The following is a 24,794-nucleotide window of genomic DNA, read 5'->3' as shown; positions in this document are numbered from 1 at the left end:
ACCAAGACGGAAAGACAGAGAGGTAAGTTATATGACATTGAACATTACCAGCAAACAAATGGATATCACTCCCGCAATCCGCAATCACGTCGAAGACCGTCTCACCAAACTGGAAAAATGGCAGACCCAGCTGATAAACCCGCATATCGTCTTATCCAAAGAACCGCAGGGGTTTGTCGCCGACGCTACCATTACCACGCCGAACGGCCCGCTGGTCGCCAGCGCCAAACATGATGACATGTATACCGCCGTTAACGAGCTGATCGCCAAGCTGGAGCGCCAGCTGAACAAGGTGCAGCACAAAGGCGAAGCGCGCCGCTGCAATGCCAGCGTGAAAGACATCGTGCCGGAAGTGACGCAGGAACAGGAATAACCGTCCGACTGCGGTTGCCGCATCAAACGCGCCCGAGGGCGCGTTTTTTGTCGGGTATTTTTGTTGACGGGGTAAAAGCCAGCGGTTACTTTAAAACCTGTTCGCATTAACCTTAGGTAGACCATGCCACGCACACCGTTTTTCTTCGCATTCTTTTTTACCTTCCCCTGACTGGGAGGCGTTTCGTCGTGTGAGAAAGAATGCGAAGACGAACAACAAGGCCTCCTGGAAACAGGAGGCCTTTTTTATGGCTGTTATACAACGAATAAGAACTGAAGGCGGAAGCTGATTATGACTGACAACCCGTTATTGGTGCTGCGCGAGCGCATCAGCGCACTGGATTTGAAACTGTTGGCCCTGCTGGCGGAACGCCGTGAACTGGCGATCGAAGTCGGCAAGACCAAACTGCACTCTCACCGTCCGATCCGCGACAAAGAGCGCGAGCGCGATCTGCTGGATGCGCTGATCGCCGCCGCCAAGCCTTACGACCTGGACGGTTTCTACGTCACCCGCCTGTTCCAACTGATCATTGAAGACTCCGTCCTGACCCAGCAGGCGCTGCTGCAGCACCAGCTCAATCCCGTCAGCCAACACTCCGCCCGCATCGCCTTTCTCGGCCCGAAAGGCTCTTATTCACATCTGGCGGCGCGCCAATACGCCGCCCGCCATTTCGATCGGTTGATCGAATGTGGCTGCCAGAAGTTTCAGGATATCTTCGCCCAGGTGGAAACCGGCCAGGCGGACTACGCCATTCTGCCGATCGAGAACACCAGCTCCGGCTCGATTAATGAGGTGTACGACCTGCTGCAACACACCAGTCTGTCGATCGTCGGCGAACTGACCAACCCGATCAACCACTGTGTTCTGGTGGCCGGCGACAGCGATTTGAGCCAGATTGAAACCGTCTACAGCCACCCGCAGCCGTTCCAGCAGTGCAGCCAGTTCCTGAATCGATTCCCGCACTGGAAAATCGAATACACCGAAAGCACGGCCGCCGCAATGGAGAAAGTCGCCAAGTTGAATTCGCCGAAGGTGGCGGCGCTGGGCAGCGAGGCCGGCGGCGCGCTGTACGGGCTGCAAGTGCTGGAACACAACCTCGCCAATCAACAGCAGAACATCACCCGCTTTATCGTCCTGGCGCGTAAAGCGATCGACGTCTCCGAACAGGTGCCGGCCAAAACCACGCTGATCATGGCGACCGGCCAGCAATCCGGCGCGCTGGTCGAAGCGCTGCTGGTATTGCGCGACAACGGCATCATCATGACCAAACTGGAGTCACGCCCGATCAACGGCAATCCGTGGGAAGAGATGTTTTACATCGATGTGCAGGCCAACCTGCGTGCCGACGCAATGCAAAAAGCGCTGCGCGATCTGGCGCCCATCACCCGCTCGCTGAAGGTGCTGGGCTGTTATCCCAGCGACACCGTGGTGCCGGTCAACCCATCCTGACGCGATAAAAAAAGGTTCGGCCAAGCCGAACCCTTCATTTTTATTTACCGCCGGTATTTTACTGCCGGCTGTCGTTAGCCTGCCGTAACAGCGTGCGGCTTTCCACCAGGAAGCGCTGGGCGTAATCGCCAAACCAGTGCTCCACCTTGCGGAAGCTATCGATAAACGCCTGTTTGTCGCCGTGCTCCAACAGCTTGATCGCCTCGCCGAAGCGCTGGTAGTAGCGTTTGATCAACGCCACGTTTTCCTCCGACGACATGATAATGTCGGCGTACAGCTGCGGATCCTGCGCAAACAGGCGGCCAACCATCGCCAGCTCCAGCCGGTAGATCGGCGAAGAGAGCGCCAGCAACTGCTCCAGTTGCACGTTCTCTTCCGCCAGATGCAACCCGTAGGCGAAGGTGGCAAAGTGCCGCAGCGCCTGAATAAACGCCATGTTCTGATCGTGTTCGACCGCACTGATGCGGTGCAGCCGCGCCCCCCACACCTGCAGCTGTTCAAGCAACCACTGGTAAGCCTCTGGCCGGCGGCCGTCGCAGTAAACCACGACCTGCTTCGCCACGCTGCCCACGTCCGGGCCGAACATCGGGTGCAACCCCACCACCGGGCCACTGTGCACCGCCAGCATCGCATGCAGCGGACGGTTCTTCACCGACGCCAAATCCACCAAAATACAGTCGTCGGGCAACGGCGGCAGGCGGCTTATCACCTGTTCGGTCACATGGATCGGCACGCTGACGATCACCATGCCGGCGTCTGCCAACAGCTGTTCCGCCTGCGGCCAATCTTCCTGATCCAATACCCTGACCTGATAACCCGACAACGTCAGCAGCCGGTTGAACAGCCGGCCCATCTGGCCGTTGCCGCCAATGATGACGATCGGCCGCAGCTGCGGGCACAGGGTTTTAAAGCCTTTATCGTTCTCGCTGACGTACGATTCGCGCATCACGCGGCGCAAGACATCCTCGATCAAATCCGGCGGCACCCCGAGGTTTTCCGCCTCTTGACGGCGCGAGGCCAGCATCGCCGCTTCGCGCTCCGGCACATAAACCGGTAAACCGTGGCGGCTTTTCACCTCGCCGACTTCCGCTACCAGATGCAGGCGTTTCGCCAGCAGATCCAGCAGCGCTTTGTCCACCTCGTCAATTTGATCGCGCAACGCGGTCAGTTCTGCCACCATAACTTACTTTTCTCCCGTGCGTGCCGTCAGCGCAGCGCCGAGTTCCTGATGCATATGACGCAGCAGCGTTTCCGTGCTTTCCCAGTTGATGCAGGCGTCGGTGACGGACACACCGTAACGCATGTCTGCACGCGGCTGCTCGGAAGACTGGTTGCCCTCATGCAGATGGCTCTCCAGCATGATGCCGGTGATCGAACGGTTGCCCGCCTTAATCTGCTCCACCACGGACTCGGCCACCGCCGGCTGACGGCGATAGTCTTTATTCGAGTTGCCATGGCTGCAATCTATCATCAAGGACGGATGGAGTCCCGCCTCGAGCATCTGTTTTTCACAGGCCGCAACGTGCTCGGCGCTGTAGTTCGGGGTTTTACCGCCGCGCAGGATCACATGCCCGTCCGGGTTGCCCTGGGTCTGCAGCAGGCAAACCTGGCCCGCCTGGTTGATGCCGACGAAACGGTGCGGCATGGCGGCGGCGCGCATGGCGTTGATGGCGGTGCCCAGACTGCCGTCGGTGCCGTTTTTGAAGCCGACCGGCATCGACAGGCCGGAAGCCATTTCGCGGTGGGTCTGCGACTCGGTGGTGCGCGCACCGATCGCCGACCAGCTGAACAAGTCCCCCAGGTACTGCGGGCTGTTCGGATCTAATGCTTCGGTAGCCAACGGCAAGCCCATGCCCACCAGATCCAGCAACAGGCGACGCGCGATATGCAAGCCTGCTTCAACGTCAAACGAACCGTCCATGTACGGATCGTTGATCAAACCTTTCCAGCCGACAGTGGTTCTGGGTTTTTCAAAATAGACGCGCATAACGATATACAGCTGATCGCTCAAGTCAGCCGCCAGGGTTTTCAAACGACGGGCGTAGTCAAGCGCCGCATCCGGATCGTGGATCGAACAAGGTCCGCACACTACCAACAGGCGATGATCGCGCCCCTGCAAAATGTTGGCGATGGTGTTGCGCGCGGTGGCGATTTCATTTTCGTCGTCGGCGCTGAGCGGGAACTGGTTCTTCAGCTCCTCCGGCGTGATGAGAACCTGTTCTGCACTGATGTGTACGTTATTGAGCGCGTCTTTTTGCATGATGCTATTCCTGTCGTTTGGCGTTATGCGTTGAAGTGGAACCTTGAGCGTTTCAGGGCTCTACCTTATCACGCAATGTAAAGTTTTCAATCCAATTTCCGTAAATAAAAAATTACCGTAATTACCCCTAAGAAAAACCATTGGAAAATGCACTTTAATAAATACAATAAACGCAATAAATTTAATAAGATATACAAACAAAAGGATTGCCAGCGCCTCTCTACCCGCTTGCCTGGCAATAGACGGAAATCGTAAACATAAATGTACATTTGATTTTACAAGGAAGACGCGCCCCCCACCTCAGCGCCAACGAATGGGCTGAGACAGGCATCCGCCAGACTCAGCACGAAGCGCTGCTGAAAGCGATGAATTTCAGTAGAAGAAAAGCGAATAAATAAGGAATAAAAATTAAAAACTTAAGCTAATGGCGGCTATTTTTGTCGCCGAAATGAACCGATATAATGTGACCGTCATCAACAATAACCACCCTTAACAACTGGATCCAAAATGCTCTCTTCTCGCGCTCGTCGCGCTTTTCCGCTGTATATTTGCTGCTTAACGACTTTCACCAGTGTTTCAGCTCTCGCCGACAATACGCTTTTCACCGCGATGGACGATCCGGCCACCGCCAAGAAACCGTTTGAAGGCAACGTGCAGGCGGGCTACAACGCCCAGTCAGGCAACTCGCAGAGTTCCACCCTGCTGGCCAACACCAACATGACCTGGTTCAACAGCGACGCGGCGTACAGCCTGTGGGGGGCGGCCAACAACACCACCTCCTCCAACGTGCGCTCCTCCGAAAAATACCAGGCCGGTGGCCGTACGCGCTATAACCTGACCGACCGCAACTACCTGTTCGGCCAAGCCAGCTGGCTGAGCGACCGTTTCAACGGTTACGATTCACGCTCCACGCTGACGGGCGGCTACGGCCGTCAACTCCTCAACGGGCCGCTCAGCGACCTGCGGGTGGAATTCGGTCCCGGCGTGCGCCATGACGAATACCACGGCGGCGGCCGCTCGACCAAAGGGCTGGCCTACGGTGCGGCCAACTATTCCTATCAGCTGACCGACAACACCAAGTTCATTCAGGGCGTTTCCGCGCTGGCGAACGAGGAAACCACGCTGAACTCGGAAAGCGCGTTGAACGTGGCGATCAACGATCGCTTCTCACTGCGCGTAGCCTACACCGTGACCTACAACAGCAAACCGCCGGCCTCGGCACCGAAGAACACCGACACCACCACCTCGGTCACGCTGGTCTACGGCCTGTAATCTCCCTTCCAGAATCTCTCGAAGCCCATCATAGATGGGCTTTTTTATGCCTGCGGCGTCAACGTTAACCAGACCATACCAAGCGCTTTCAACGCATCCGGAGAACATTGAAAGTCGACGTTGCCGCCGCTGACCCGCACTTGGTTACCCGGTAAACGCGCTATATCGTAAACGTCCAGGTTACCGTCTATGTCCACCAGCCAGCGGCCATTGGCGATATGCGTAACGGCCAGATCCACCAGCCAGGATACGCGCCCGCCATCAACATAAGCCGGCTGAGCCACGCCGTCAGGAATCAAAGAACAGTCTGCCGACCACTGCCCCACCTCTTTCAACTGCCCGGCGAGCAGGCGATATTTCGGTATCGTGCGCCCTCCGGGAACCGGTACCGCCGGTGCGGCATCACCCCACATTTCCCCCTGTCCCGTCGCCAACCACAGCAGCGAGACGTCTGTATCCAGAGCACAGGTCACCACGATATCGCCGGGGAAGTAGTTGCGGCGGACCCAGGTGCTCATCGTGCCTGAAGATATACCCAGCAGGTCACCCAACTCTTTTTGCAGATTGAAACCGTAAGCATCCAAAATGCGGCGCAATACCCCTTTCCCGCCGGAAGCCAAAACGCGATCGTAAAGCGCTTTACCTTGCGCAGGTGACGCAGGCTTGCGATTACTTTTTGATTTTACAAGTTCGCCGGTCATCAGCCAGGCCAAGTCTGCCCCCGTGGTTAACGCGCAGTTGATGATGACGTATCCGGGAACACTCCCCCGTTGTTGCCAACTACTGATGTTATTCGGCGCTATCCCGAGGATTTCACTCAATTCCTTCTGCGTGCCAACGCCATAAGATGAAAGAACTCTTTCAATCACCGCTCCCACGGAGGTGTTGTTGTTTGTTGCTTCTTCACGCATATCATCACCGATTAAAATAAAATTTGCATTTACAAGTCGCATTATGCGATTTAAAGTAACATCAATTCGCCGTCACTCGGCATATCGATCGCTTTAGTTAAGATGATGCGACATGGTTGATGAAAATGCAAATACCGTAAGGCGACGACGATCTTGCGTAAGCACTTTGTTTACACCGTGTTTACTCAAATTTTCGACCTTGATCGACGGATAACCAAACCTTGCTTTTGCGAGTATTCATCCATCATCAGATTCAGATAAGGAGATTGTCATGCTTCTAGCCAGCGAGGAGCAACGGGCTATCGGCCTGCGGCGTATTGCTGAAATCCGCCGCACACTGTTTGCCCGGCAAACCAACCATGCCGAAGAAATTTACGACACGGCGCCGCTGCACCTGCGCCATACGTTTTGCTTCCACGCCGGGCTGACTGAACGCTATGTGTGGTTAAAGTTTCACGAAATGGGTTATGCCGAACGGCGGAAAATCGTCGCGGCACTCAATGAACTCATCTCGCTCAGTCAATCGTTGCCGCGCTATATCAGCGAAACAGACTGTCTGTTAACCCCAAAAAAATAACCTTTCGAATAAAGCTGGCGTGCAACCCGCCGGGCATCGCTCGGCCCAAATTCACCCTATTAAATACTGGAAAATGTTATGGCTGATACTATTGATATGGCGCAAGAGCGCCAGGCATTGATGCTCGAGAAACAAATTGCGTACGCCAGGCCGGTTGCCACAGCGCCCTCGGCGTTCTGCTGTGCCGATTGTGACGCGGCGATTCCTGTGGCGAGACGCATCGCGATTCCCGGCGTCAGCCGCTGCGTGACCTGCCAGCAGCTATCAGAAGCCAAGCAACGTCATGTCGCTCGCCGTTAAAAATAGGCCGGCGGAACATCTGCCGGGCAACGCCTCTGCCATACAACACGCAGCGTACGGTGATTACGCCTATCCATGGAATGCCCCACGCCGTGCGATAGGGCGCGAAGCGGCGCTGAATCGCGACCAACTGCGCCAATGGCAAGCGATACTGCAGTGCATTCATGACCTGCCTTATTATCTGCGCACGCCGTTCCTTGAGCGCCACCGCCAACTGCTCAGCCAGAAGGGAGCCCACGCAGCCTGGCATTATCTGGTGCGAGTTTTCCATCGGCGGATATGGCCACGCATTCAGCAGGTAAATAATAATTTCGGTTTGGATCAACGCAAATCACTGCACTTTGGCAGCGAAGCGGACAGCTATAGCGCACTGCCCGCGCTGGGCGATAAAGCGCTGGAGCAGTTGGCGCGGCGTATCGGGGGCCAACTTTCTGCGCTCTACCAGAGTGAATGTGACGCCTTGCTGGCGAAGCATGGCAATAATGCCGAGATCCTGCTACACGCGGATATACAGCGCCGCCTCTATCGCCAAATCGCCACGATAGCCCGCGCCTTCAATATCCAGCCTATGCACTGGCGCTGTTATCGTAAAGGCAAGTTGGACAGCGAGCGGGCGATTGCGGCGCTGTCGCGCCTGACCGACGATCGCTGGTGGCTGCGGCGTCTCAAAATGCAGCGCATGCAGTGGCGCGAGGCGCTGCAAATCGCGATAGGCAACGTCCGCAACAACACGTCACCTTATGCCAGCAGACAGGCCCTTCACGATGTCAAGGCTCGGCGTCAATCGAACCTCGATTATCTTCACCGTTGCGAGCTGGAAAACGTCGCCACGGGCGAGCGCGCCGATCTTATGGATAAAGTGCTCGGCAGCATCGCCAATCCCGCCATTCGTCGTATGGAGTTGATGAATACCCTCGCCGGTATAGAAACCTACGCCACTCGCAACGGCCACTGCGGGTTGTTTATCACGTTGACGACGCCGGCACGCTTTCACCCTATCCAGCATGTCGGCGCACGAGGCAAAATGCGCTTCAATACACGCTGGCAAGGACAAGCCCTAACACCGAAGGATGGCCAACGTTATCTGGTTGCCCAGTGGGGGAAAATGCGAACCGCCTTCAAGGATCGCCGTCTGCAGGTCTACGGTATGCGAGTGGTTGAGCCTCATCATGACGGCACGCCGCACTGGCATCTGATGATGTTCACTCCACAAATGCAACGTCAGGCAGTGCTTGACATCATACAGCGTTATGCGCTGCAACAGGATGCAGCAGAACCCGGTGCCCAACAACATCGTTTCCAGAGCAAACACCTCAACCGGGGTGGCGCAACCGCCTATCTGGCCAAATATGTCGCAAAAAACCTCGATGGGTATGCATTGGAGGAAGAGCTCGATCGCGAAACCGGCGCCCCGCTGAGCGATACCGCCCGCGCGGTCAGCGCCTGGGCCGCCACCTGGCGCATCCCTCAGTTTCATCCCTTCGGCCTGCCCGGTCTCGGGGTCTACCGCGAATGTCGACGTATTCGCGGCCAAAACCTGACGCCGCAGTTTGACGCCGGCACCGAAGCCGTGCGCGCCGCTGCCGACGCCGGCGACTTTGCCGGTTACATACAGGCGCAAGGCGGCGCCAATGTGCCACGCAGCCACCAATGGGTGCGGGTCGCGCGCGAAGCCTCAGAAACCCGGAACGCTTATGACGAGCCCGTCACAAAAGTTGTCGGCATTTATGCACCGCATTTGGGAATTGAACGGGTATACCGAACGCGCACCGTGCAATGGCGGATCGTCGCTAAAACACTCGCCGCCGCGACGCCTTGGAGTTCTGGCAATAACTGTGGAACGCGCGCTCTTCACCTGCCGCCGGCACCCGCGCCGTCGGCTCGTTTGACGCCGCCACAGCGGCAGCATTGTCTGAATATTGCCCGCAAACTTCGAGGTATTGGCATAGAACCGCAATGCTGGCAATTGGAGGTTCTCGCACGCGGCGGCAAAATTCATTTTGACGGCCTCCTTGTACAATTTCCGCTAATCAATGATTGGCCGTATTTTTACTGCACAAATGATAAGCCCAACCATTGACGCCTTTAGCGTTTTGCTTAATACTGTATAAATACACAGTATAGTCAAGAGAGGGCAAAAACAGTGGAAATTATGGATAAACAACAAGTAACACTGTCCCGAATCCAATTCATCGCCGATGTTTCACAGGCTGCGCAATGCAGTGCCTCCGAGTTTCTGATCGCCATGTCGCTGATCTCCGATTTGGCCAGTCAGGTGCTGCCGAACAATGATTATCAAGAAATATTTTATCCCGCTGACGAACACCCCCCCTGCTAATCCCTCCAGCCAAACGTTTTTCATCCCCCCGCCGCCGGCGGGGTTTTTATTTCTGCCGACGGCACTTTTGCTCCTCAGTTGTGCCATCTCATCCACAACCCCCTCGCGTTGCCCCTCCCTCCCACGCGCGCGAAACTGAAGATATCCGGGGCCACAGCCCTCTCTCCCAACGCTATCGCAGGATGGTAATGATGAAAATTTATGCACAACAAGGTGACACCATTGATGCGATTTGCTGGCGCTACTACGGCAGCACGCAACGCCAGGTGGAACAAGTCTATCTGGCTAACCGTGGCCTGGCCGATCTGGGGCCCCTGCTGCCGCACGGTCAACCGGTTGAATTGCCGGACCTGCCTGCGGCGGCCCAACGCGAAACCGTCAAATTGTGGGATTAAGCGATGGAGAAACTCACTTCAACCCTTGCCTATTTCGTCGCGGCTTGCCTGGCCTGGTTAGGGAGCCACTCTGCACAGGACATTGCCATCCTGGTCGGCGCCGCAGTCGGCGTCGGTACCTTTGCAGTGAATTGGTACTACCGGCGTAAAAGCTACCAGCTGCTGAAATCGCTAAAAAAAAACGGCCTGAAACGCGGAGTCTACGATGAGCTCACTCGCTAAACGCTGCAGCGTGGCGGCTATTTTAACGCTCGCCGCCCTGCTGCCTCAGTTCAATACGCTGAAAACCTCTGAGCAAGGTTTGCGCCTGATCGCCGATTTCGAAGGCTGTCGGCTGTCCCCCTACCAATGCAGCGCCGGCGTCTGGACCAACGGCATCGGCCACACCGCCGGCGTGAAGCCGGGTGCAGTCATCAACGAACGCCAGGCAGCTACCCATTTGGTCGACGATGTGCGCTCCGTAGAGCGCGGCATCGCGCGCTGTATGGACGTCAAGATGCCGCAGCCGGTTTACGACGCCGTCAGCGCTTTCGCTTTCAACGTCGGCGTCAACGCCACCTGCAATTCAACGCTGGCCACCTTTGTCAAACGCCGTCAGTGGCAGGCGGCTTGCGATCAACTGTCTCGTTGGATTTATGTCAACGGCGTCAAAAATAAAGGATTGGAGCGCCGCCGCACGGCCGAACGTGCGCTATGTCTGAACGGCATCTCACACTGACCGTTTTCAATAAACGCCCACTCAAACCGCTTCCTTTTCAGGAGATACACCATGTTAAAACCCGAACAGCTACGTGCAGCACTGCTCAATGCCATTCCCTTGTTGCAGCAAAACCCCGAACGGTTGCGCCTTGGCATTGTTAACGGCCGCGTGGTCTCAACGCTCGCCCCCTCGCTGTCCTTCGAATATCGCTATCAGCTCAATCTGGCGCTGGATGTGCCGTCAGCTGACGATGACCGGGTCATGGTCACCGTACTGGCCTGGCTGCGCAGCCACCAACCAGACCTTCTTGCCAATCCGGATAAGCGTAAAAATGATTTTTCGTTTCAAAGAGATATAGACACTCCCAACCAGTTGATATTGCAGCTGCAACTTACCGAACGAATCCGGGTGGAACCGCGCGACGGCGCATTGCATATCACCCCGCTGGCTGAACCTCCCGAACCAGAGAACGTCGTTCGCTTCACCCAGATTTATCTGCACGGAGAGTTACTCAGCGAATTTAGTCAGCCGTAGCGCCCTACAGGCAGCTTCGGTTGTGCCGGCGGCAGCCAAACGCCGTCGCGTTGTCCCCCTTTTCATCCAGCGGCATTCTTGAGACATGAACACAGACAACTTCGATATTCAGCGCCTAGTGCGCAACCTGATACGGATCGGGACCGTCAGCGAGCTCGACCTGGAACGCGGGCGCTGTCGCATAGCCACCGGCGGCAATCTTACCGACTGGCTCAACTGGCTGACCGGACGGGCCGGCGACGCACGCAGCTGGTGGGCGCCCAGCATTGGTGAACAGGTCTTGGTGCTGTCACTTGGCGGGGAACTTGAAACCGCTTTCGTGTTGCCCGGCGTATTTTCAGATGCTCACCCCGCACCGTCGGCCTCAGCACAGGCGGCGCATATCGCTTTTCCTGACGGTGCAGTGCTCGAATACGAGCCGGCTACCGGGGCGCTTAAGGCCGTCGGCATAAAAAGCGCCACCATTGAAGCCGCCGAGCGGATCACACTGACGGCGCCAAATATCACCTGTATCGCCAGCGGAAAAATTACGCTGGACGCTCCCGAAGTGGAGTGTACCCAGCAACTCACTACCGGCACCATCGCCATCCATCAGGGCGGCTCGATGACCGGCGATCTCAATCACACCGGTGGCAGCATCAGCTCTAACGGCATTGTGGTGCATACCCACACTCACGGTGGAGTGCAAAACGGCAGAGGCCAAACGGACAAACCAGCATGAACAACGCGAAATTTCTTGGCATGAATCGCGGCAACGGCCGCGCAATCGCCGATCTCGAGCACATTCGCCAGTCGGTGAGCGACATCCTGATTACGCCTATCGGCTCACGCGTCATGCGCCGCAGCTACGGTTCGTTGCTATCCGAGTTGCTGGATCAGCCGCAAAACGACGTACTGCGATTGCAAATGATGGCGGCCTGCTACAGCGCAATGCTGCAGTGGGAACCACGCATTCGGCTGACGGGCATCAGTTGCAACACCACCTTTGACGGAAAAATGGTGGTCGACATTACCGGCAACCGCACAGATACGCCGGATGCCTTTTCTCTTTCTATTTCAGTGAGCTGACACCATGGCAACCATTGACCTGAGTTTATTACCCGCCCCGACGGTGGTGGATCCTCTCGATTACGAATCGCTGCTGGCGGATCGCAAGGCCACGCTGATTTCCCTTTACCCGGAAGAGCAGCGTGAAGCCATCGCCCGCACATTGACGCTGGAATCGGAGCCGATCGTCAAACTGCTGCAAGAAAATGCTTACCGCGAACTGCTGTTACGCCAGCGTGTGAATGAAGCCGCACAGGCAGTGATGCTGGGTTATGCCAGCGGCAGCGACCTCGACCAACTGGGCGCAAACTTCCAGGTGCTACGCCTGGTGGTGCAACAGCCGGATGACAGCGTCATCCCGCCGTTGCCGGCGGTCATGGAATCGGATAGCGATTTCCGTGTGCGCATCCAGCAGGCATTCGAAGGTTTAAGCGTGGCTGGATCCAGTGGCTCTTACGAGTATCACGGCCGTTCCGCCGATGGTCGGGTCGCCGACGTTTCCGCGATCAGTCCCAGTCCAGCCAACGTGCTGATTTCCGTACTGTCACGCGAAGGAGACGGCACCGCCAGCGCCGAACTGGTGGCGATCGTCGATAAAGCGTTGAACGATGAAGATGTGCGCCCGGTGGCCGATCGCGTCACCGTCCGCTCTGCCAACATCATCAGCTACAACATCGATGCCGTACTGTACCTCTACCCTGGCCCTGAAGCAGAACCGGTGCGTCGCGCTGCCGAAGCCAAACTGAAAAATTACATCAGCGCCCAGCACCGTTTAGGCCGTGACATTCGCTTGTCGGCAATCTACGCCGCACTGCATGCCGAAGGGGTGCAACGCGTTGAATTGAAGACCCCGCAGGCCGACATCGTATTGGATAAAACCCAGGCGTCGCATTGTGCTTCTTATCGTCTGACGGTGGGAGGCTCCGATGAGTAACCGTCTGCTGCCGGTCGGCTCTTCCCCGCTGGAGGTCGCGGCTGCGGCCGCCTGTGCCGAACTGGCCGCCATGCCGGTGCCGCTGCGCGATCTGTGGGATCCAGCCACCTGTCCGGTCAATCTGCTGCCGTACCTGGCCTGGGCCTTCTCGGTCGATCATTGGGATGAAACCTGGACGGAAGATGCCAAACGCAGCGTCGTAGCCGCCGCTTTCTTCATCCACCGTCACAAGGGCACCATCGGCGCTATTCGCCGCGTGGTGGAACCGTTGGGTTACCTGATCAAACTGCGCGAGTGGTGGGAAACCAACGGTGAGCCCGGCACCTTCACGTTGGATATCGGCGTGTTGGAGAACGGTATCACCGAAGAGATGTATCTGGAAATGGAGCGGATGATCGCCGATGCCAAGCCGGTCAGCCGCCATCTGACAGGCCTGGCGCTGAACCTCGAAGCCGCTGGCGCAATCAACGTCGCCAGCGGTCAATATGATGGAGAGCTTACTACCGTGTACCCCGACTATGCCAGTCTCGCCCTGCAAATGCTGGAGGGACATTACCAATTCTTGCAACGCAATACCGGCATCACGCTGGACTCGACTCAACAACACTTCGTGCTTAACGACGAGCATGTCTTGGCCGATTCGCGCCATGAACGCGAGCTGTCGCGCATGGCGGGGCTGCCGAATGACGCCACCACCGAAGGACAGGCTCTGCAGATCCTTGGCTATGCCCATGCGTATCTGGCGACCGGAGAACAAAAATATTTGGAACAGGCCATCGCCTGTTTTGACGCCTATGTGACCTACTTTTACGACGGTGCGCCGATCCCTGACAGCCCTCAACGCTGGATCGCCAACTGGATCGTCAACGCCAAAGAGCCGGTGCCCGCCAATTGGCCGGTCGATACGAGGGATCCGACGCATAGCGGCTTCAAAGGTATTCCTCTAACTTTCAACAAGGGCCGTACTCTGATCCCTCACGGCGCCCCCTACTGGGGTGAATATCTCGACATCGCTACTTTCGCCTTCGACGGCTCGCTGGCCTGGAATGCCGTCAACGCCCAGGTGCGCGCGGTCAATGCCGCCGGTGAAATCGACTGGAATAACGACGGTAAACGCTATGACGTGGACTGGATCATCAATTGGCAGGGTTACCAGATCGATGCCGACGGCGAGATCCTGATCAAAGGACTGCCTGCTGAACAAATCGGTACGGTGCAGTTAAAAGACGTCACGCTCGGCGGCAATCACAAGCTGAATTTCGCCAATCGCCAACCAGTCGAACACGGCGGCGTGTTAATCAAGCGTAATCAGGTACAGCATAACCGTCCGCTGCATGTGCCGGTCCCGCACAACGCCATGGGCAACGCGGCCGATGCCGAGCTGTGGTTTGCCGACGCCTGCTATCTGCTGCACAGCATCACCGGCGATCAGCGCTATTTCAACGCCTGGAAAAGCGTTGAATTCACCGCGATGGAATATACCGATATTGATGCGCAGGATAAGTTCTTTCGCCAGAGCCGCAGCGCCAATACGCCGTTTACCGACGGCATCTCCTACGATTGGTCATACCCTTCCGGTGAGCCGGTAAGCTACGGCCGTAGCGCCGAAGGCATGATCACCATTCGCAAAGAGATAGCATCGCAACAATCGCTGGAACAACAGGCAATCTGGTTCCGCATTAATCGCCAGTCAAAAATCCGCACTTGCTTTGGTGGCGTCGACGATCAGAATCAGCCGATCTCCTGCAAAATACAGCTGTCTATAGCACCGGAAAAAAACGCGGCGAGCACCACGGAATGGGGCGTCGCTCTGCCGCAGTCGTTCCAACCTCAGGTAAAAACATACGACATCGCGCTCAGCAGCCTGGCGGCGCTGACGAAAGAAGACGGCAGCGACTATCTGCTGGCCGATCTGCGCGCAGTGACCGACTACGGCGGTTGCGCGATCGCCAGCCAGTTTGAGGAACAGGTTTACGACAGCCGCAGCGCGACGGTGATCCAAGCCCGTTTCCCCAATGATGACGCTGGCATGGTGATCGGCGCCTGGTTGACCGCGGAGGAAAGTTTCCCCGTTACGCAGTTGGTCTATCGCGCGGACGCCGACTTCAACCTGCGGCTCGAAGATGATGACAAATGGCGCTGGTATTGGATGCTGCCCGCCACCGGCGGCAAATGGCAAATCGCAAATTTCGCCCCGCAAGCGGCTACGCTGAGCGGCTATCAGCCGGATCATCAGGATGTCGAGCCTAAACCGGCCGCACCTCGTTTCAGCCGCGTCAAGCAAGTAACCATTCTGCAAGACGGCAATGTACCGGACGCCACATTCAGCTACTACGTACTGAACGACATTCCACCGACGCTCAACGCAGATGACGGCTACACGATCCGCTATCGCATCACGTTCCAGGCGGCACACCCCTACACCGCGCTGTTGGGAGACTGCACCCTCCTGAATCACCGCCACGACGGCCTGTTCTGTACGCCGGGCGTCATGCCGTTCTCCAACATTTATCAGGCGGACGGCCAACAGTTCGATGGTTGGCACGGCATGCCTTATCCGGGCTACCAGTACCCGTTCATTTTCGTGCACGCCGCCGCCGATCCCGACGGGGTGATGCTCAACAACATGGTCGAGTTTCTGTGGCAGTCGCAGCAGTGGTATCAGCAGCAATTCGGCGTGCTGGGCCCCGGCGCATCGGCCTATATCTGGAACCGTTGGGACAATCGGAGTTACGGTCCGGCGGATACCTGGACCATGTATCACTGGGGTGACGGCACGGCCTGGTCCGGCTATCAGCCACGCGCCTTCTTCGGTGCCGCGCGCGCCTGGCTCGAGTTACAGCAGGCGGGCAAAACGCCACCGCTCAAGCTGGTGGAATATGTCGAAAACTGGCTGCGCTGGCTGATTGATTTTACCAATGACGCCGACGGTGTCACGCCAACCGATTTCCCGATGGCCAGCCTGCCGCAGCCCGATGCACAGGATTTTACCGGCCACATGTGCGGCCTGTGGCTGGCTGGCGCGGTGCTGGCAAAAATGGCCGGCAGTGAAATTGAGGGCCTCGAACACTTTATCGAACAATGCGTTACGGAATTACAAAGGCATTACCTCTCCACCGGTGACGTGATGGACGGCGGCTGGTCGCCCGCGCCGCGTCTTGGCACCGATAACGGCATGTTCTTCGGCTTTTGGTCAGGCGAGATCCTGCGCGGATTGAGCCTGTATGTGATGTATAAAAACGGCCTTACCTACCCGGCCGGCAAACAGAAGAGAACCACACCATGACAGCAAAATACCGCGCCCTGCTCACCGAACAGGGCAAAACGCTGCTGGCTAACGCTGCAGCAACCGGCCAAAAGCTGGAAATTACGCATATGGCGGTCGGCGACGGCGGGGGTTCGCCAACGCAGCCCGATGAAAGCCAGACCAAGCTGGTGAACGAAAAACGCCGCGCAGCATTGAATTCACTGCAGATAGATACCGGCAACAGCAACCAAGTGATCGCCGAACAAGTGATCCCGGAGGACGTTGGTGGTTGGTGGATCCGCGAGCTGGGGCTGTATGACAAAAACGGCGTGCTGGTGGCGATCGCCAATACGCCCGACACCTACAAGCCGCAGTTGACCGAAGGTGCCGGCCGCACCCAGGTCGTGCGCATGGTGCTTCTGGTAAAAGGCGACGCCAATGCGACGATCGTCGCAGACAAAACCGCCTTACTGGTCTCGCGCGATATGCTGAATGCCGCTATCGACGAACATGCCCGCTCGCGCAATCATCCTGACGCCACCTTGCTGGCAAAGGGTTTCACTCAATTGAGCAACGACAGCAATAGCGCCAGCGAAACGCAGGCCGCCACCCCAAAAGCGGTGAAAACGGTCAGCGACGCCTCGCTGAAAATTGCCGCTAACCTGAAAGATCTGCCAAACAAGTCCATCGCGCGCCGCAACTTGGAATTGGGTACTGCCGCCACGTGTAACGTCGGTACGCAAGCCAGTCAATTGATGGAGGTGGGCGCCTTTGGTCTAGGCTCTGGCCCGAAACATCGCGAGGAGACCATCAGCAATCTTGGCGAGATCTACCGTGTCACCAGCGCATCGAAAAACGCGCCGGGCGGCGGCGTCTACGGCGTGCTGAACCTGCCAATCGACGGCGGCCCTTCCAGTGGCTATCTGGCGGTTCAGACTAATGGATCATCTTACGTCGGCACATCCACCACCCCTGACAAACCGCTGAACTGGTACCGAATTTACACCACCGGTTTTAAACCGACCGCTGCGGACGTCGGTGCTTACAGCAAGGCGGAAGCCGACGGCAAATTCGTCAAACAGAGCGGCGATACCATTACCGGCAGCTTGACGGTCAACGGCTCAATTGAAACGAAATCGGGATTGACCACACCTTACGCCACAGTGATGGGGTCGTTAACCACCAAAGGCGGCGTCGAATTATTCGGAACCTCGCCCTATATAGATTTCCATCATGGCAATACGAACGCGGATTATGATGTTCGCATCATTAATGATAGCCAGGGTCAATTAAGTCTGGGTGCAAAAAACGTTCGGGCCAATGAAAACCTTACCGTTGGCTTAGACGCCCACGTTGATAGAACTCTTTATATCAATGGCCAAGATTTTATTACTAAAAAAGGGGTAATAACCGAAACCAGTGGTAATCGCAATACTCAAGGGCTGCACATACAAGGTGCAGGTAATCAGTATGTTGATCATTACTTTTATGAGGAGATAGGTAAGCGTGCATTTGGTGCAATGCATGTTTCATCTGGCGGCTCTGATGGCTGGTTCCAATTTGGTCATCAAGGCGATATTCGCAGCAATGGCCCATGGCCGCGCCTGATGTTAGGTGAAGCAACCTACTTTAATGACGGCAATATCAACGGCAGCATTTGGGGTGGCTATTTAAGCAACTATCTCAATCAAAACTTTGTGCGCGATGTTCGCCTGGGTAATGTGGAAAGTATCGCTACCTGGCGAGGCCCCGGCTATTCGGATAGTGCGGGTTATGTCCTGACCGGCGCAGCAAATAACAACGTGGATGAATACATCGACGTAATTTTCCGTCGTCCGCTGCAAAAACACATTGGTGGCAATTGGGTTACCGTCTGGAGCGTTTAGTGATGAATAACATGAAGAACTTTACCCTCGCCGCGCCGGAAACGGTAGAGCAGAAACAACTGGCCGCCTCGCACGGTGTTTTGTTTTTAAAATCCGATGCAGGGGAAGACTGGTATGAATGTCAAAAAAGCTTCCGTCCTGAAACGGTAAAACTGATGTATGACAAGGACGGGATCATTCGTTCAATCACCACGAAACCGAATGCCGAAGGCCATTATGACGTTTCCGGATTTTTCCCGGAAAATATGAGCGTGGCAGAGGTCGGAAACTTGCCGGAAGGCGCTGATATTAACGGCCGCTGGATTTTTGATGGAGAAAAAATCATACCAAGATCGTATTCAACTCAAGAGCTACGGCAACAGGCTGCTAATAAAAAACAAGAGTTGATTAAGCAAAGTTCGCTGCAGATAGAAACGCTTAACGACGCTTCTGACCTGGGAATGGCGAGCGAAGAAGAACTGCTGCTGCTGACCCGCTGGAAAACCTACCGCGTATTGCTTAATCGGGTCGATCCCGAAGCGGCCCCTGATATCGATTGGCCGCAACCGCCGCAATAACGTCGTTCAACGCCCCGCTTGGGGCGTTTTTTTTCTTTATTTTTCCTGCTGTTGTACCAGTTATCCCACACCCCGAATGAGATGCGGCGCCGCCTGCCAACAGGCATGCTGTCATCACCAACCACAAACGGAGTAATGCTATGGGTGACTATCACCACGGCGTGCGTGTCCTCGAAATCAACGAAGGCACCCGCGTAATTTCCACCGTCTCGACGGCCATTGTCGGCATGGTTTGTACCGCAGAAGATGCCGATGCAACCCTGTTTCCTCTCAACACCCCGGTGCTGATTACCGACGTCCTGGCCGCCAGCGGCAAAGCAGGTAAAAAAGGGACGCTGGCGCGTTCGCTGCTGGCGATCGCCGAGCAGACTAAGCCGGTAACCGTCGTGGTACGCGTGGCGGAAGGGAAAGACGAGGCCGAAACCACGTCCAATATCATCGGTGGCGCCGATGAAAACGGTAAGTACACTGGCATGAAAGCGCTGCTGGCCGCTCAGGCCGAGCTGGGCGTGAAACCGCGCATTCTGGGCGTACCGGGCCATGATAATCAGGAAGTGGCGACCGCGTTGGCCGGCATCTGCCAGCAGCTGCGCGCTTTCGGCTATATCAGCGCTTACGGCTGTAAAACCGTGTCCGACGCCATCAAATTTCGCGCCAACTTCAGCCAGCGCGAACTGATGCTGATTTGGCCGGACTTCATCAACTGGAATACCACCACCAACAGCAGCGACATCGCCTTCGCCACCGCTCGTGCACTGGGGCTGCGTGCCAAGATCGACCAGGAGACCGGCTGGCATAAAACCTTATCCAACGTCGGCGTCAACGGCGTGAGCGGCATCTCGGCCAGCGTATTTTGGGATCTGCAAACCGCAGGCACCGACGCCGATCTGCTGAATGAAGGTTGCGTCACCACCCTGATCCGCAAAGATGGCTTCAAGTTCTGGGGATCTCGCACCTGCTCCGACGAGCCGCTGTTCCAGTTTGAAAACTATACCCGCACCGCGCAGGTATTGGCCGACACCTTGGCCGAAGCTCATTTGTGGGCGATTGATCGTCCGCTCACCCCGACGCTGATCCGCGACATGATCGACGGCATCAAGGCCAAGTTCCGCGAACTTAAATCCGCAGGTCTGATCATCGACGGTGACTGCTGGTATGACGAAAGCGCCAACGACAAAGAGACCCTGAAGGCCGGCAAGCTGTTTATCGATTACGACTACACCCCGGTACCTCCTCTGGAGGATCTGACTCTGCGTCAGCGCATTACCGATCGCTACCTGGCGAACTTCGCCGCATCCGTGAACAGCTAAGGAGACTGAAGCATGGCACTGCCAAAAAAACTGAAATACCTGAACCTGTTTAACGACGGCTTCAACTACATGGGCGTGGTTTCCTCAATGACGCTGCCGAAACTGACACGCAAGCTGGAAAAATTCCGCGGCGGCGGCATGAGCGGCGCAGCCTCGGTGGACTTCGGCCTGGATGACGATGCGCTGGTGGTGGAATGGACCATGGGCGGCATTGACGAACTGGTGCTCAAGCAATGGGGCCGCGTCGATGCGGTACCGCTGCGCTTTACCGGCTCTTTCCAACGCGACGATACCGGCGACGTCTCTGCGCTCGAAGTGGTGATGCGCGGCCGTCATAAAGAGATCGACAGCGGCGACTTCAAGCAGGGTGAAGATACCGAAACCAAAGTTTCCACCGACTGCACCTACTTCAAGTTGAGCATCGACGGCAAAGAGCTGATCGAGATCGATACCGTCAACATGATCGAAAAAGTCGACGGCGTAGATCTGCTGGCTGCGCACCGCCGCGCCATCGGCCTGTAATTTTTCACCTCAAACGGCCAGCCCCGCGCTGGCCCTCTTTTTCCGACTGAAAACTGGATACCCCATGGAACTGAATGCATCCCCGGAGAACACCGTCGTCCTGAATACTCCGATTAAACGTGGCGACAGTGAAATCACTCGCGTGCAAGTGACCAAGCCGAATGCCGGCAGCCTGCGCGGCATCGGTCTGGCCGCGCTGGCCAACGCCGATGTCGACGCGTTGATCACTATTCTGCCTCGGGTCACCTACCCGAACCTGACCAAGGAAGAGTGTACCCGTTTGGAACTGCCTGACCTGATTGCGCTGGCCGGCCAGGTGATCGGTTTTTTGTCGCCGACATCGGCCGAGTAACGGTCGAGCCTACTCTGACAGTAGATGACCTGATGGCGGATATCGCGGTGATTTTCCACTGGCCGCCGTCAGAAATGAACGGCATGACGCTGGCGGAGCTGATCGGCTGGCGCCACAGAGCGCTGCAACGTAGTGGAGTAAAAACAGATGAGTAACAGCAGACAGGAGCTGGAGTCACAAAACGAGATTGTCATCGGGCTTCAAGCGATAGCCAAGCAGAGCAAAGAACTGATGAGGCAGTTGCGCAGGCCTACCGGGGATAAAAACCTGTACAACAGTCTGGGACAGGATATCCAACGAGCAGAGAAAAAAGTCAAACATCTGCGCCAGCAGGAAAATGACATCGACGCTTTCCAAAAGACGAACCAGTCGCTGGCTGAAACCAATAAGTTGCTGGCAGCGTCGCGCAAAAAATCCGCCGCGCTGGCAATGCTGACGAAAGATCGCGAGCCAAGCCAGCGTTCCCGATTTATGAACAAAGAGATTGCGCAGGTCGCGGAGACGATAAATGCCCTGGAAAAGAAACGTGATCTCCTCGCCGCAATCGATAAAAGCCAGCGCCATCATCTTACCCAGCAAGGGATTAATCTAAAATCGCTCGGCAATGAGCGCAAAAATCTGCGTGACGGCAGAATTAATGCCGGCGCCGCTATCGTTACCCTAAAAGAACAACGGCAATTGATAGCGCAGGAGCGCTATCGATCCGCACAGGCAGGCAATCAAGCGCGCCTCGACAAGCTGGAAAAATTACGCAACACCAGCAGCGCAGGCTTTTCTGTCGCCAAAAGTGCCACCATAGGGGGAGCTAACCTGCTGGCGCCGGGAATCGAATTTGAAAAACAGCTTTCTCAACTGCGGGCGCAGCTGAATCTGGGCAAATCTGATCCGCAGCTCACGGCTCTCGAGCAGCAGGCTCGCGGTATGAGCCAATCCGGTTATACCCCGGATCAAGCCCTACAAGCGCAAACAGCGCTGGCAAAACAAGGGTTGAATGCCAAGGAAATTTTAACGGCTTCGCCCGCCGCACTGACACTCTCCGCCGCGACGGGCAGCAGCGTCAACGAAGCCACCGCAACGATGACGGAAATGCTGCACAGCTTCAATATGGGCTCCGATCAATTCGACCGCATTGCCGATGTATTGGCGCTGGCCAGCAATCAATATGGCATGGATATTCGGGCCGTTGGTGCGGCCATGAAAAGCAAAGCCACAACAGGTGTCGATATCGTCAGTGCGGCGCAACAGATTGCGCCTTCGGGCAGAGAGAAGCTCCAGGCCAACCAGGTTGCCGGCTCAGCGCAGCACTTGGTCACCGTCAAAGGCGACAATATGGATGGTGATATCCAAAAGCTTTTTGCCTCATGGGATAGCCTGAGAATCAACCTGTTTAGCGGCCAAAACGCTGCCCTGCGGGAACTGACCCAAACGGCGACAGAGTGGCTGGTGAAACTGAATATGTGGATAACCAATAATCCGGCGTTGGCCGGCACCTTGCTGCAGGTCGCCGGTGGGCTCACGTTATTGCTCGGCGGCCTTAGCGGCGTCAGCCTGGTCGCCACCCAGGTACTCTCAGGGTTCTCTATTATCAGCGGCGCGATCCTAAAGGCAGGGCAAGCCATGATGTGGCTAGGGCGGATAGCGATGGCCAACCCGCTGCTGGCCATTGTCGGCCTGGTTGCGCTTGCCGCTTTTACCCTGATTGAAAACTGGGACAAGGTCGGCCCCTTCTTTAGCCATCTCTGGGAGCAGATATCGGCAGGGTGTGAGGCGCTGAAGAATTACATTTCAGACACCATTGATGGCTGGATAAAACAACTGACGTCATTGACCGAATATCTTCCCGACTGGATGCAATTTGGCGATAAGAGCGGCACCTCTGGCAATGCCGAAAACGGCAGCGCCTGGTTTGCCGGCAAGTTCGATCGCGGGGGAGACATTCCTGCCGGACAATTCGGCATTGTAGGCGAAAACGGTCCTGAGTTGGTCAGCGGCCCCGTTCAGGTGACCGGCCGCCGCCATACGGCCGCCATGTCGGCGGCTTTACTGTCGCTCAGCGCGCCTGTAATGCCGGCCTCGCCGGTAGCAGATTCGCCGGTAACCCAAATCCAGGTTCCGTCGGTCACTATCAACATCACTGCCGGCGCCGGTCAGAATGAACAAGACATCGGCCGCGAAGTCGCGCGGCAATTTGAATTACTTGCTCATCGCCAGGCGGCAAATGCTCGCAGCCGGATGAGTTAATCATGCGAATAGGAGAAATATGATGATGCTGACCCTCGGCATGTTCGTTTTTATGTTGAAAACCGTGCCTTATCAAAGCATGCAACGCAGCGCCAATTACCGCTGGCCGACTTTGCCGCGCATCGGCCAGCGCCCTGCCGCGCAGTTTCTGGGAGTAGACAATGAGAAAATAACGCTGACGGGAGTCTTGGTACCGGAAGTGACCGGAGGGACATTGTCATTGATGGCGCTTCAGCTCATGGCTACCCAAGGCAGAGCCTGGCCACTGATCGAGGGCAATGGAACTATTCATGGGATGTATGTCATTGAAAGCATAGTCGACACGAAAACCCAGCTTTTTTCGAACGGCAGCGCGCGACAGATAGAATTTACGATCAATCTGATGCGCGTTGATGAATCGCTGATCGCCATGTTCGGCGATCTGCGCCAACAAGCCTCTGACCTTGCCGATAAAGCAGGTCAGGCTGCGGCGCGGCTCAGGGAGATGCTGCCGTGATCACGCAAACCCCCGTCCCTATTGGCGCGCTCATTGCGCCAGACTACGCCTTGTTTTTGCAGCAAGCAGACATCACGGAGGCTTTCCGCCACCGTCTGCTCTCATTGACGTTAACCGATAATCGCGGTTTTACCGCGGATCGATTGGATCTTGAGCTCGACGATGCGGATGGGCAAATCGCCATGCCCAAACGCGGCCAAACGCTCACTGTGAAGCTCGGCTGGAAAGGACACGCCTTGATCGACAAAGGCAAGTTTATCGTTGATGAAATCGAACATCGTGGCGCACCGGATAAACTCGTCATTCGGGCCCGCAGCGTCGACTTTCGAAACTCGATGAACGTGGCGCGAGATCATTCCTATCACGATCGCACCCTTGGTGACATCGTCAACGAAGTGGCCAACCGTAACCGGATGGGGCATACGCTGGCGGCAGGACTGGCAGAGATCAAAATCACGCATATCGATCAGTCTCAGGAAACGGATGTCGCCTTTCTTACCCGGCTGGCGACCATGAATGGTGCAGTCGCCGCCATTAAAAATGAACGCCTGCTGTTTCTGGTCCCAGGTTCTGGTCTAAGCATCTCGGGCAAACCGCTGCCGTCACTGACTTTGGAACGCAGCGATGGCGACCAGCACTACTTCAATGTGGCCGATCGGAACGCTTACACCGGCGTTATTGCCAAATGGCAAGATACTCAGCATGCCAGGCAACAGCAGATGACAGTACAACGTGAGGAAGGGAATACCACAGATGAAAATGCGGCTTCAAGCTATCTGGCAGGTGAAAGCAATAACGTTTTTACCCTGCCGACGCTCTACGCGAATAAAGAAAGCGCAATGCGTGCGGCAAAAGCGAGGTGGGCAAACATTCAACAAGGGAATGTGCAATTATCCATAAACCTCGCCGTTGGCCGCCCTGAGCTCAGTCCAGAAACGCCGATCCACCTGAGTGGATTCAAAGAGGTTATCGACAGACAAGCGTGGATCATAAGTCAAGTCGTTCACACGCTTAATGATCGAGGTTTCTCCACCAGCCTCGCATTGGATGTACTGACTCAACGCATGGAGTTTGCAATCACGGAGGGGTGATA

27 protein-coding genes, 1 pseudogene and 1 other annotated feature are annotated in these 24,794 nt (G+C 56.3%); of the genes and pseudogenes, 25 read left to right on the top strand and 3 right to left on the bottom strand.

Annotation, left to right across the window (positions count from 1 at the left end):
- Window positions 1-31 precede the first annotated feature (31 nt).
- From raiA to pheA, 3 genes are all read left to right on the top strand, one after another.
- A complete protein-coding gene (raiA, locus tag ACJ8IM_RS11340) occupies window positions 32-373 on the top strand; it encodes a ribosome-associated translation inhibitor RaiA (RefSeq protein ID WP_004932457.1) in 342 nt (113 codons plus the stop codon).
- Between the two features lie 122 nt (window positions 374-495).
- Window positions 496-622, top strand: a sequence feature (Phe leader region).
- Window positions 497-544 (top strand): hypothetical protein, encoded by a 48-nt coding sequence (locus ACJ8IM_RS11335; RefSeq protein ID WP_101428074.1) that lies wholly within the window; start codon window positions 497-499, stop codon window positions 542-544. It overlaps the preceding feature by 48 nt.
- A 42-nt stretch (window positions 623-664) precedes the next feature.
- Window positions 665-1,822 (top strand): bifunctional chorismate mutase/prephenate dehydratase, encoded by a 1,158-nt coding sequence (gene pheA / locus ACJ8IM_RS11330; protein WP_033637186.1) that lies wholly within the window; start codon window positions 665-667, stop codon window positions 1,820-1,822.
- Between the two features lie 58 nt (window positions 1,823-1,880).
- Here pheA and tyrA read toward each other — a convergent pair whose 3' ends face one another.
- Entirely contained in the window at window positions 1,881-3,002 is a 1,122-nt protein-coding gene (gene tyrA / locus ACJ8IM_RS11325; RefSeq protein ID WP_033637185.1) for a bifunctional chorismate mutase/prephenate dehydrogenase, read from the bottom strand.
- Window positions 3,003-3,005: 3 nt separating this feature from the next.
- Window positions 3,006-4,082, bottom strand: coding sequence for a 3-deoxy-7-phosphoheptulonate synthase (locus ACJ8IM_RS11320; protein WP_016929016.1), 1,077 nt, complete (start codon window positions 4,080-4,082; stop codon window positions 3,006-3,008).
- Window positions 4,083-4,589: 507 nt separating this feature from the next.
- Here ACJ8IM_RS11320 and ACJ8IM_RS11315 point away from each other — a divergent pair.
- Window positions 4,590-5,354, top strand: a complete 765-nt coding sequence (locus ACJ8IM_RS11315; RefSeq protein ID WP_004932469.1) for a DUF481 domain-containing protein — start codon at window positions 4,590-4,592, stop codon at window positions 5,352-5,354.
- Between the two features lie 44 nt (window positions 5,355-5,398).
- Here ACJ8IM_RS11315 and ACJ8IM_RS11310 read toward each other — a convergent pair whose 3' ends face one another.
- Complete coding sequence (locus ACJ8IM_RS11310) at window positions 5,399-6,265, bottom strand: helix-turn-helix domain-containing protein (protein ID WP_373275241.1); 867 nt, start codon at window positions 6,263-6,265, stop codon at window positions 5,399-5,401.
- 271 nt (window positions 6,266-6,536) lie between these two features.
- On the opposite strand from ACJ8IM_RS11310, the gene ACJ8IM_RS11305 reads away from it, so the two are divergent.
- From ACJ8IM_RS11305 to ACJ8IM_RS11205, 21 genes and pseudogenes are all read left to right on the top strand, one after another.
- Complete coding sequence (locus ACJ8IM_RS11305) at window positions 6,537-6,842, top strand: hypothetical protein (RefSeq protein WP_033652973.1); 306 nt, start codon at window positions 6,537-6,539, stop codon at window positions 6,840-6,842.
- A 78-nt stretch (window positions 6,843-6,920) separates the two neighbouring features.
- A complete protein-coding gene (locus ACJ8IM_RS11300; protein WP_033641931.1) occupies window positions 6,921-7,142 on the top strand; it encodes a TraR/DksA C4-type zinc finger protein in 222 nt (73 codons plus the stop codon).
- On the top strand, window positions 7,126-9,222 hold the full coding sequence (locus ACJ8IM_RS11295; protein ID WP_080289885.1) for a replication endonuclease: 2,097 nt from the start codon (window positions 7,126-7,128) through the stop codon (window positions 9,220-9,222). Before ACJ8IM_RS11300 ends, ACJ8IM_RS11295 begins: the two co-directional genes overlap by 17 nt.
- A 63-nt stretch (window positions 9,223-9,285) precedes the next feature.
- Window positions 9,286-9,480: a hypothetical protein gene (locus tag ACJ8IM_RS11290; protein WP_033641930.1), complete on the top strand. Its 195-nt coding sequence runs from the start codon at window positions 9,286-9,288 to the stop codon at window positions 9,478-9,480.
- A 191-nt stretch (window positions 9,481-9,671) separates the two neighbouring features.
- Window positions 9,672-9,875, top strand: coding sequence for a tail protein X (locus tag ACJ8IM_RS11285; protein WP_033641929.1), 204 nt, complete (start codon window positions 9,672-9,674; stop codon window positions 9,873-9,875).
- 3 nt (window positions 9,876-9,878) lie between these two features.
- Window positions 9,879-10,097: an HP1 family phage holin gene (locus ACJ8IM_RS11280; RefSeq protein WP_033641928.1), complete on the top strand. Its 219-nt coding sequence runs from the start codon at window positions 9,879-9,881 to the stop codon at window positions 10,095-10,097.
- Entirely contained in the window at window positions 10,081-10,593 is a 513-nt protein-coding gene (locus ACJ8IM_RS11275; protein WP_033652971.1) for a lysozyme, read from the top strand. The genes ACJ8IM_RS11280 and ACJ8IM_RS11275 overlap by 17 nt, the downstream gene beginning before the upstream one ends.
- A gap of 51 nt (window positions 10,594-10,644) precedes the next feature.
- Window positions 10,645-11,109, top strand: coding sequence for a phage tail protein (locus ACJ8IM_RS11270; protein WP_033652970.1), 465 nt, complete (start codon window positions 10,645-10,647; stop codon window positions 11,107-11,109).
- A gap of 85 nt (window positions 11,110-11,194) precedes the next feature.
- The gene (locus tag ACJ8IM_RS11265; RefSeq protein ID WP_033652969.1) at window positions 11,195-11,830 is read left to right on the top strand and encodes a phage baseplate assembly protein V; all 636 of its coding nucleotides are present in this window, start codon (window positions 11,195-11,197) and stop codon (window positions 11,828-11,830) included.
- Window positions 11,827-12,177, top strand: coding sequence for a GPW/gp25 family protein (locus ACJ8IM_RS11260; RefSeq protein ID WP_033652968.1), 351 nt, complete (start codon window positions 11,827-11,829; stop codon window positions 12,175-12,177). Before ACJ8IM_RS11265 ends, ACJ8IM_RS11260 begins: the two co-directional genes overlap by 4 nt.
- A 4-nt stretch (window positions 12,178-12,181) precedes the next feature.
- Window positions 12,182-13,090: a baseplate assembly protein gene (locus ACJ8IM_RS11255; protein WP_033652967.1), complete on the top strand. Its 909-nt coding sequence runs from the start codon at window positions 12,182-12,184 to the stop codon at window positions 13,088-13,090.
- Window positions 13,083-13,604, top strand: a pseudogene (locus tag ACJ8IM_RS11250) (phage tail protein I); the annotation flags it as partial. The gene ACJ8IM_RS11255 and the pseudogene ACJ8IM_RS11250, both read left to right, overlap by 8 nt.
- Window positions 13,605-16,372: 2,768 nt before the next feature.
- Window positions 16,373-18,223, top strand: a complete 1,851-nt coding sequence (locus ACJ8IM_RS11245; protein ID WP_033652965.1) for a phage tail protein — start codon at window positions 16,373-16,375, stop codon at window positions 18,221-18,223.
- A 2-nt stretch (window positions 18,224-18,225) separates the two neighbouring features.
- Complete coding sequence (locus ACJ8IM_RS11240; protein WP_033652963.1) at window positions 18,226-18,780, top strand: tail fiber assembly protein; 555 nt, start codon at window positions 18,226-18,228, stop codon at window positions 18,778-18,780.
- Window positions 18,781-18,920: 140 nt separating this feature from the next.
- Entirely contained in the window at window positions 18,921-20,090 is a 1,170-nt protein-coding gene (locus ACJ8IM_RS11235; RefSeq protein ID WP_033652961.1) for a phage tail sheath protein, read from the top strand.
- A 12-nt stretch (window positions 20,091-20,102) separates the two neighbouring features.
- On the top strand, window positions 20,103-20,612 hold the full coding sequence (locus ACJ8IM_RS11230) for a phage major tail tube protein (protein WP_033641919.1): 510 nt from the start codon (window positions 20,103-20,105) through the stop codon (window positions 20,610-20,612).
- A gap of 64 nt (window positions 20,613-20,676) precedes the next feature.
- Window positions 20,677-20,964 (top strand): phage tail assembly protein, encoded by a 288-nt coding sequence (locus ACJ8IM_RS11225; RefSeq protein WP_033652960.1) that lies wholly within the window; start codon window positions 20,677-20,679, stop codon window positions 20,962-20,964.
- 32 nt (window positions 20,965-20,996) lie between these two features.
- Window positions 20,997-21,119, top strand: coding sequence for a GpE family phage tail protein (locus ACJ8IM_RS11220; RefSeq protein ID WP_033641916.1), 123 nt, complete (start codon window positions 20,997-20,999; stop codon window positions 21,117-21,119).
- On the top strand, window positions 21,112-23,205 hold the full coding sequence (locus ACJ8IM_RS11215) for a phage tail tape measure protein (protein ID WP_033652958.1): 2,094 nt from the start codon (window positions 21,112-21,114) through the stop codon (window positions 23,203-23,205). Before ACJ8IM_RS11220 ends, ACJ8IM_RS11215 begins: the two co-directional genes overlap by 8 nt.
- A 22-nt stretch (window positions 23,206-23,227) precedes the next feature.
- Window positions 23,228-23,701 (top strand): phage tail protein, encoded by a 474-nt coding sequence (locus ACJ8IM_RS11210; RefSeq protein ID WP_033652990.1) that lies wholly within the window; start codon window positions 23,228-23,230, stop codon window positions 23,699-23,701.
- Window positions 23,698-24,792, top strand: coding sequence for a phage late control D family protein (locus tag ACJ8IM_RS11205; protein WP_033652956.1), 1,095 nt, complete (start codon window positions 23,698-23,700; stop codon window positions 24,790-24,792). The genes ACJ8IM_RS11210 and ACJ8IM_RS11205 overlap by 4 nt, the downstream gene beginning before the upstream one ends.
- Window positions 24,793-24,794 lie beyond the last annotated feature (2 nt).

The sequence above is a fragment of the Serratia sp. CY33525 genome (assembly GCF_052169115.1).
Lineage (GTDB): Bacteria > Pseudomonadota > Gammaproteobacteria > Enterobacterales > Enterobacteriaceae > Serratia > Serratia sarumanii.
Note: the sequence above shows the minus strand (reverse complement) of the source record. Positions and strands in the feature narration are given on the sequence as shown.

What these genes read in the sequence shown, in the direction of transcription:
- raiA (WP_004932457.1), top strand. Translation starts at nt 32, where the DNA reads ATGACATTGAACATTACCAGCAAACAAATGGATATCACTCCCGCAATC.
- pheA (WP_033637186.1), top strand. Translation starts at nt 665, where the DNA reads ATGACTGACAACCCGTTATTGGTGCTGCGCGAGCGCATCAGCGCACTG.
- tyrA (WP_033637185.1), bottom strand. Translation starts at nt 3,002, where the DNA reads ATGGTGGCAGAACTGACCGCGTTGCGCGATCAAATTGACGAGGTGGAC.
- ACJ8IM_RS11320 (WP_016929016.1), bottom strand. Translation starts at nt 4,082, where the DNA reads ATGCAAAAAGACGCGCTCAATAACGTACACATCAGTGCAGAACAGGTT.
- ACJ8IM_RS11315 (WP_004932469.1), top strand. Translation starts at nt 4,590, where the DNA reads ATGCTCTCTTCTCGCGCTCGTCGCGCTTTTCCGCTGTATATTTGCTGC.
- ACJ8IM_RS11310 (WP_373275241.1), bottom strand. Translation starts at nt 6,265, where the DNA reads ATGCGTGAAGAAGCAACAAACAACAACACCTCCGTGGGAGCGGTGATT.
- ACJ8IM_RS11305 (WP_033652973.1), top strand. Translation starts at nt 6,537, where the DNA reads ATGCTTCTAGCCAGCGAGGAGCAACGGGCTATCGGCCTGCGGCGTATT.
- ACJ8IM_RS11300 (WP_033641931.1), top strand. Translation starts at nt 6,921, where the DNA reads ATGGCTGATACTATTGATATGGCGCAAGAGCGCCAGGCATTGATGCTC.
- ACJ8IM_RS11295 (WP_080289885.1), top strand. Translation starts at nt 7,126, where the DNA reads ATGTCGCTCGCCGTTAAAAATAGGCCGGCGGAACATCTGCCGGGCAAC.
- ACJ8IM_RS11285 (WP_033641929.1), top strand. Translation starts at nt 9,672, where the DNA reads ATGAAAATTTATGCACAACAAGGTGACACCATTGATGCGATTTGCTGG.
- ACJ8IM_RS11280 (WP_033641928.1), top strand. Translation starts at nt 9,879, where the DNA reads ATGGAGAAACTCACTTCAACCCTTGCCTATTTCGTCGCGGCTTGCCTG.
- ACJ8IM_RS11275 (WP_033652971.1), top strand. Translation starts at nt 10,081, where the DNA reads ATGAGCTCACTCGCTAAACGCTGCAGCGTGGCGGCTATTTTAACGCTC.
- ACJ8IM_RS11270 (WP_033652970.1), top strand. Translation starts at nt 10,645, where the DNA reads ATGTTAAAACCCGAACAGCTACGTGCAGCACTGCTCAATGCCATTCCC.
- ACJ8IM_RS11265 (WP_033652969.1), top strand. Translation starts at nt 11,195, where the DNA reads ATGAACACAGACAACTTCGATATTCAGCGCCTAGTGCGCAACCTGATA.
- ACJ8IM_RS11260 (WP_033652968.1), top strand. Translation starts at nt 11,827, where the DNA reads ATGAACAACGCGAAATTTCTTGGCATGAATCGCGGCAACGGCCGCGCA.
- ACJ8IM_RS11255 (WP_033652967.1), top strand. Translation starts at nt 12,182, where the DNA reads ATGGCAACCATTGACCTGAGTTTATTACCCGCCCCGACGGTGGTGGAT.
- ACJ8IM_RS11245 (WP_033652965.1), top strand. Translation starts at nt 16,373, where the DNA reads ATGACAGCAAAATACCGCGCCCTGCTCACCGAACAGGGCAAAACGCTG.
- ACJ8IM_RS11240 (WP_033652963.1), top strand. Translation starts at nt 18,226, where the DNA reads ATGAATAACATGAAGAACTTTACCCTCGCCGCGCCGGAAACGGTAGAG.
- ACJ8IM_RS11235 (WP_033652961.1), top strand. Translation starts at nt 18,921, where the DNA reads ATGGGTGACTATCACCACGGCGTGCGTGTCCTCGAAATCAACGAAGGC.
- ACJ8IM_RS11230 (WP_033641919.1), top strand. Translation starts at nt 20,103, where the DNA reads ATGGCACTGCCAAAAAAACTGAAATACCTGAACCTGTTTAACGACGGC.
- ACJ8IM_RS11225 (WP_033652960.1), top strand. Translation starts at nt 20,677, where the DNA reads ATGGAACTGAATGCATCCCCGGAGAACACCGTCGTCCTGAATACTCCG.
- ACJ8IM_RS11220 (WP_033641916.1), top strand. Translation starts at nt 20,997, where the DNA reads ATGGCGGATATCGCGGTGATTTTCCACTGGCCGCCGTCAGAAATGAAC.
- ACJ8IM_RS11215 (WP_033652958.1), top strand. Translation starts at nt 21,112, where the DNA reads ATGAGTAACAGCAGACAGGAGCTGGAGTCACAAAACGAGATTGTCATC.
- ACJ8IM_RS11210 (WP_033652990.1), top strand. Translation starts at nt 23,228, where the DNA reads ATGATGCTGACCCTCGGCATGTTCGTTTTTATGTTGAAAACCGTGCCT.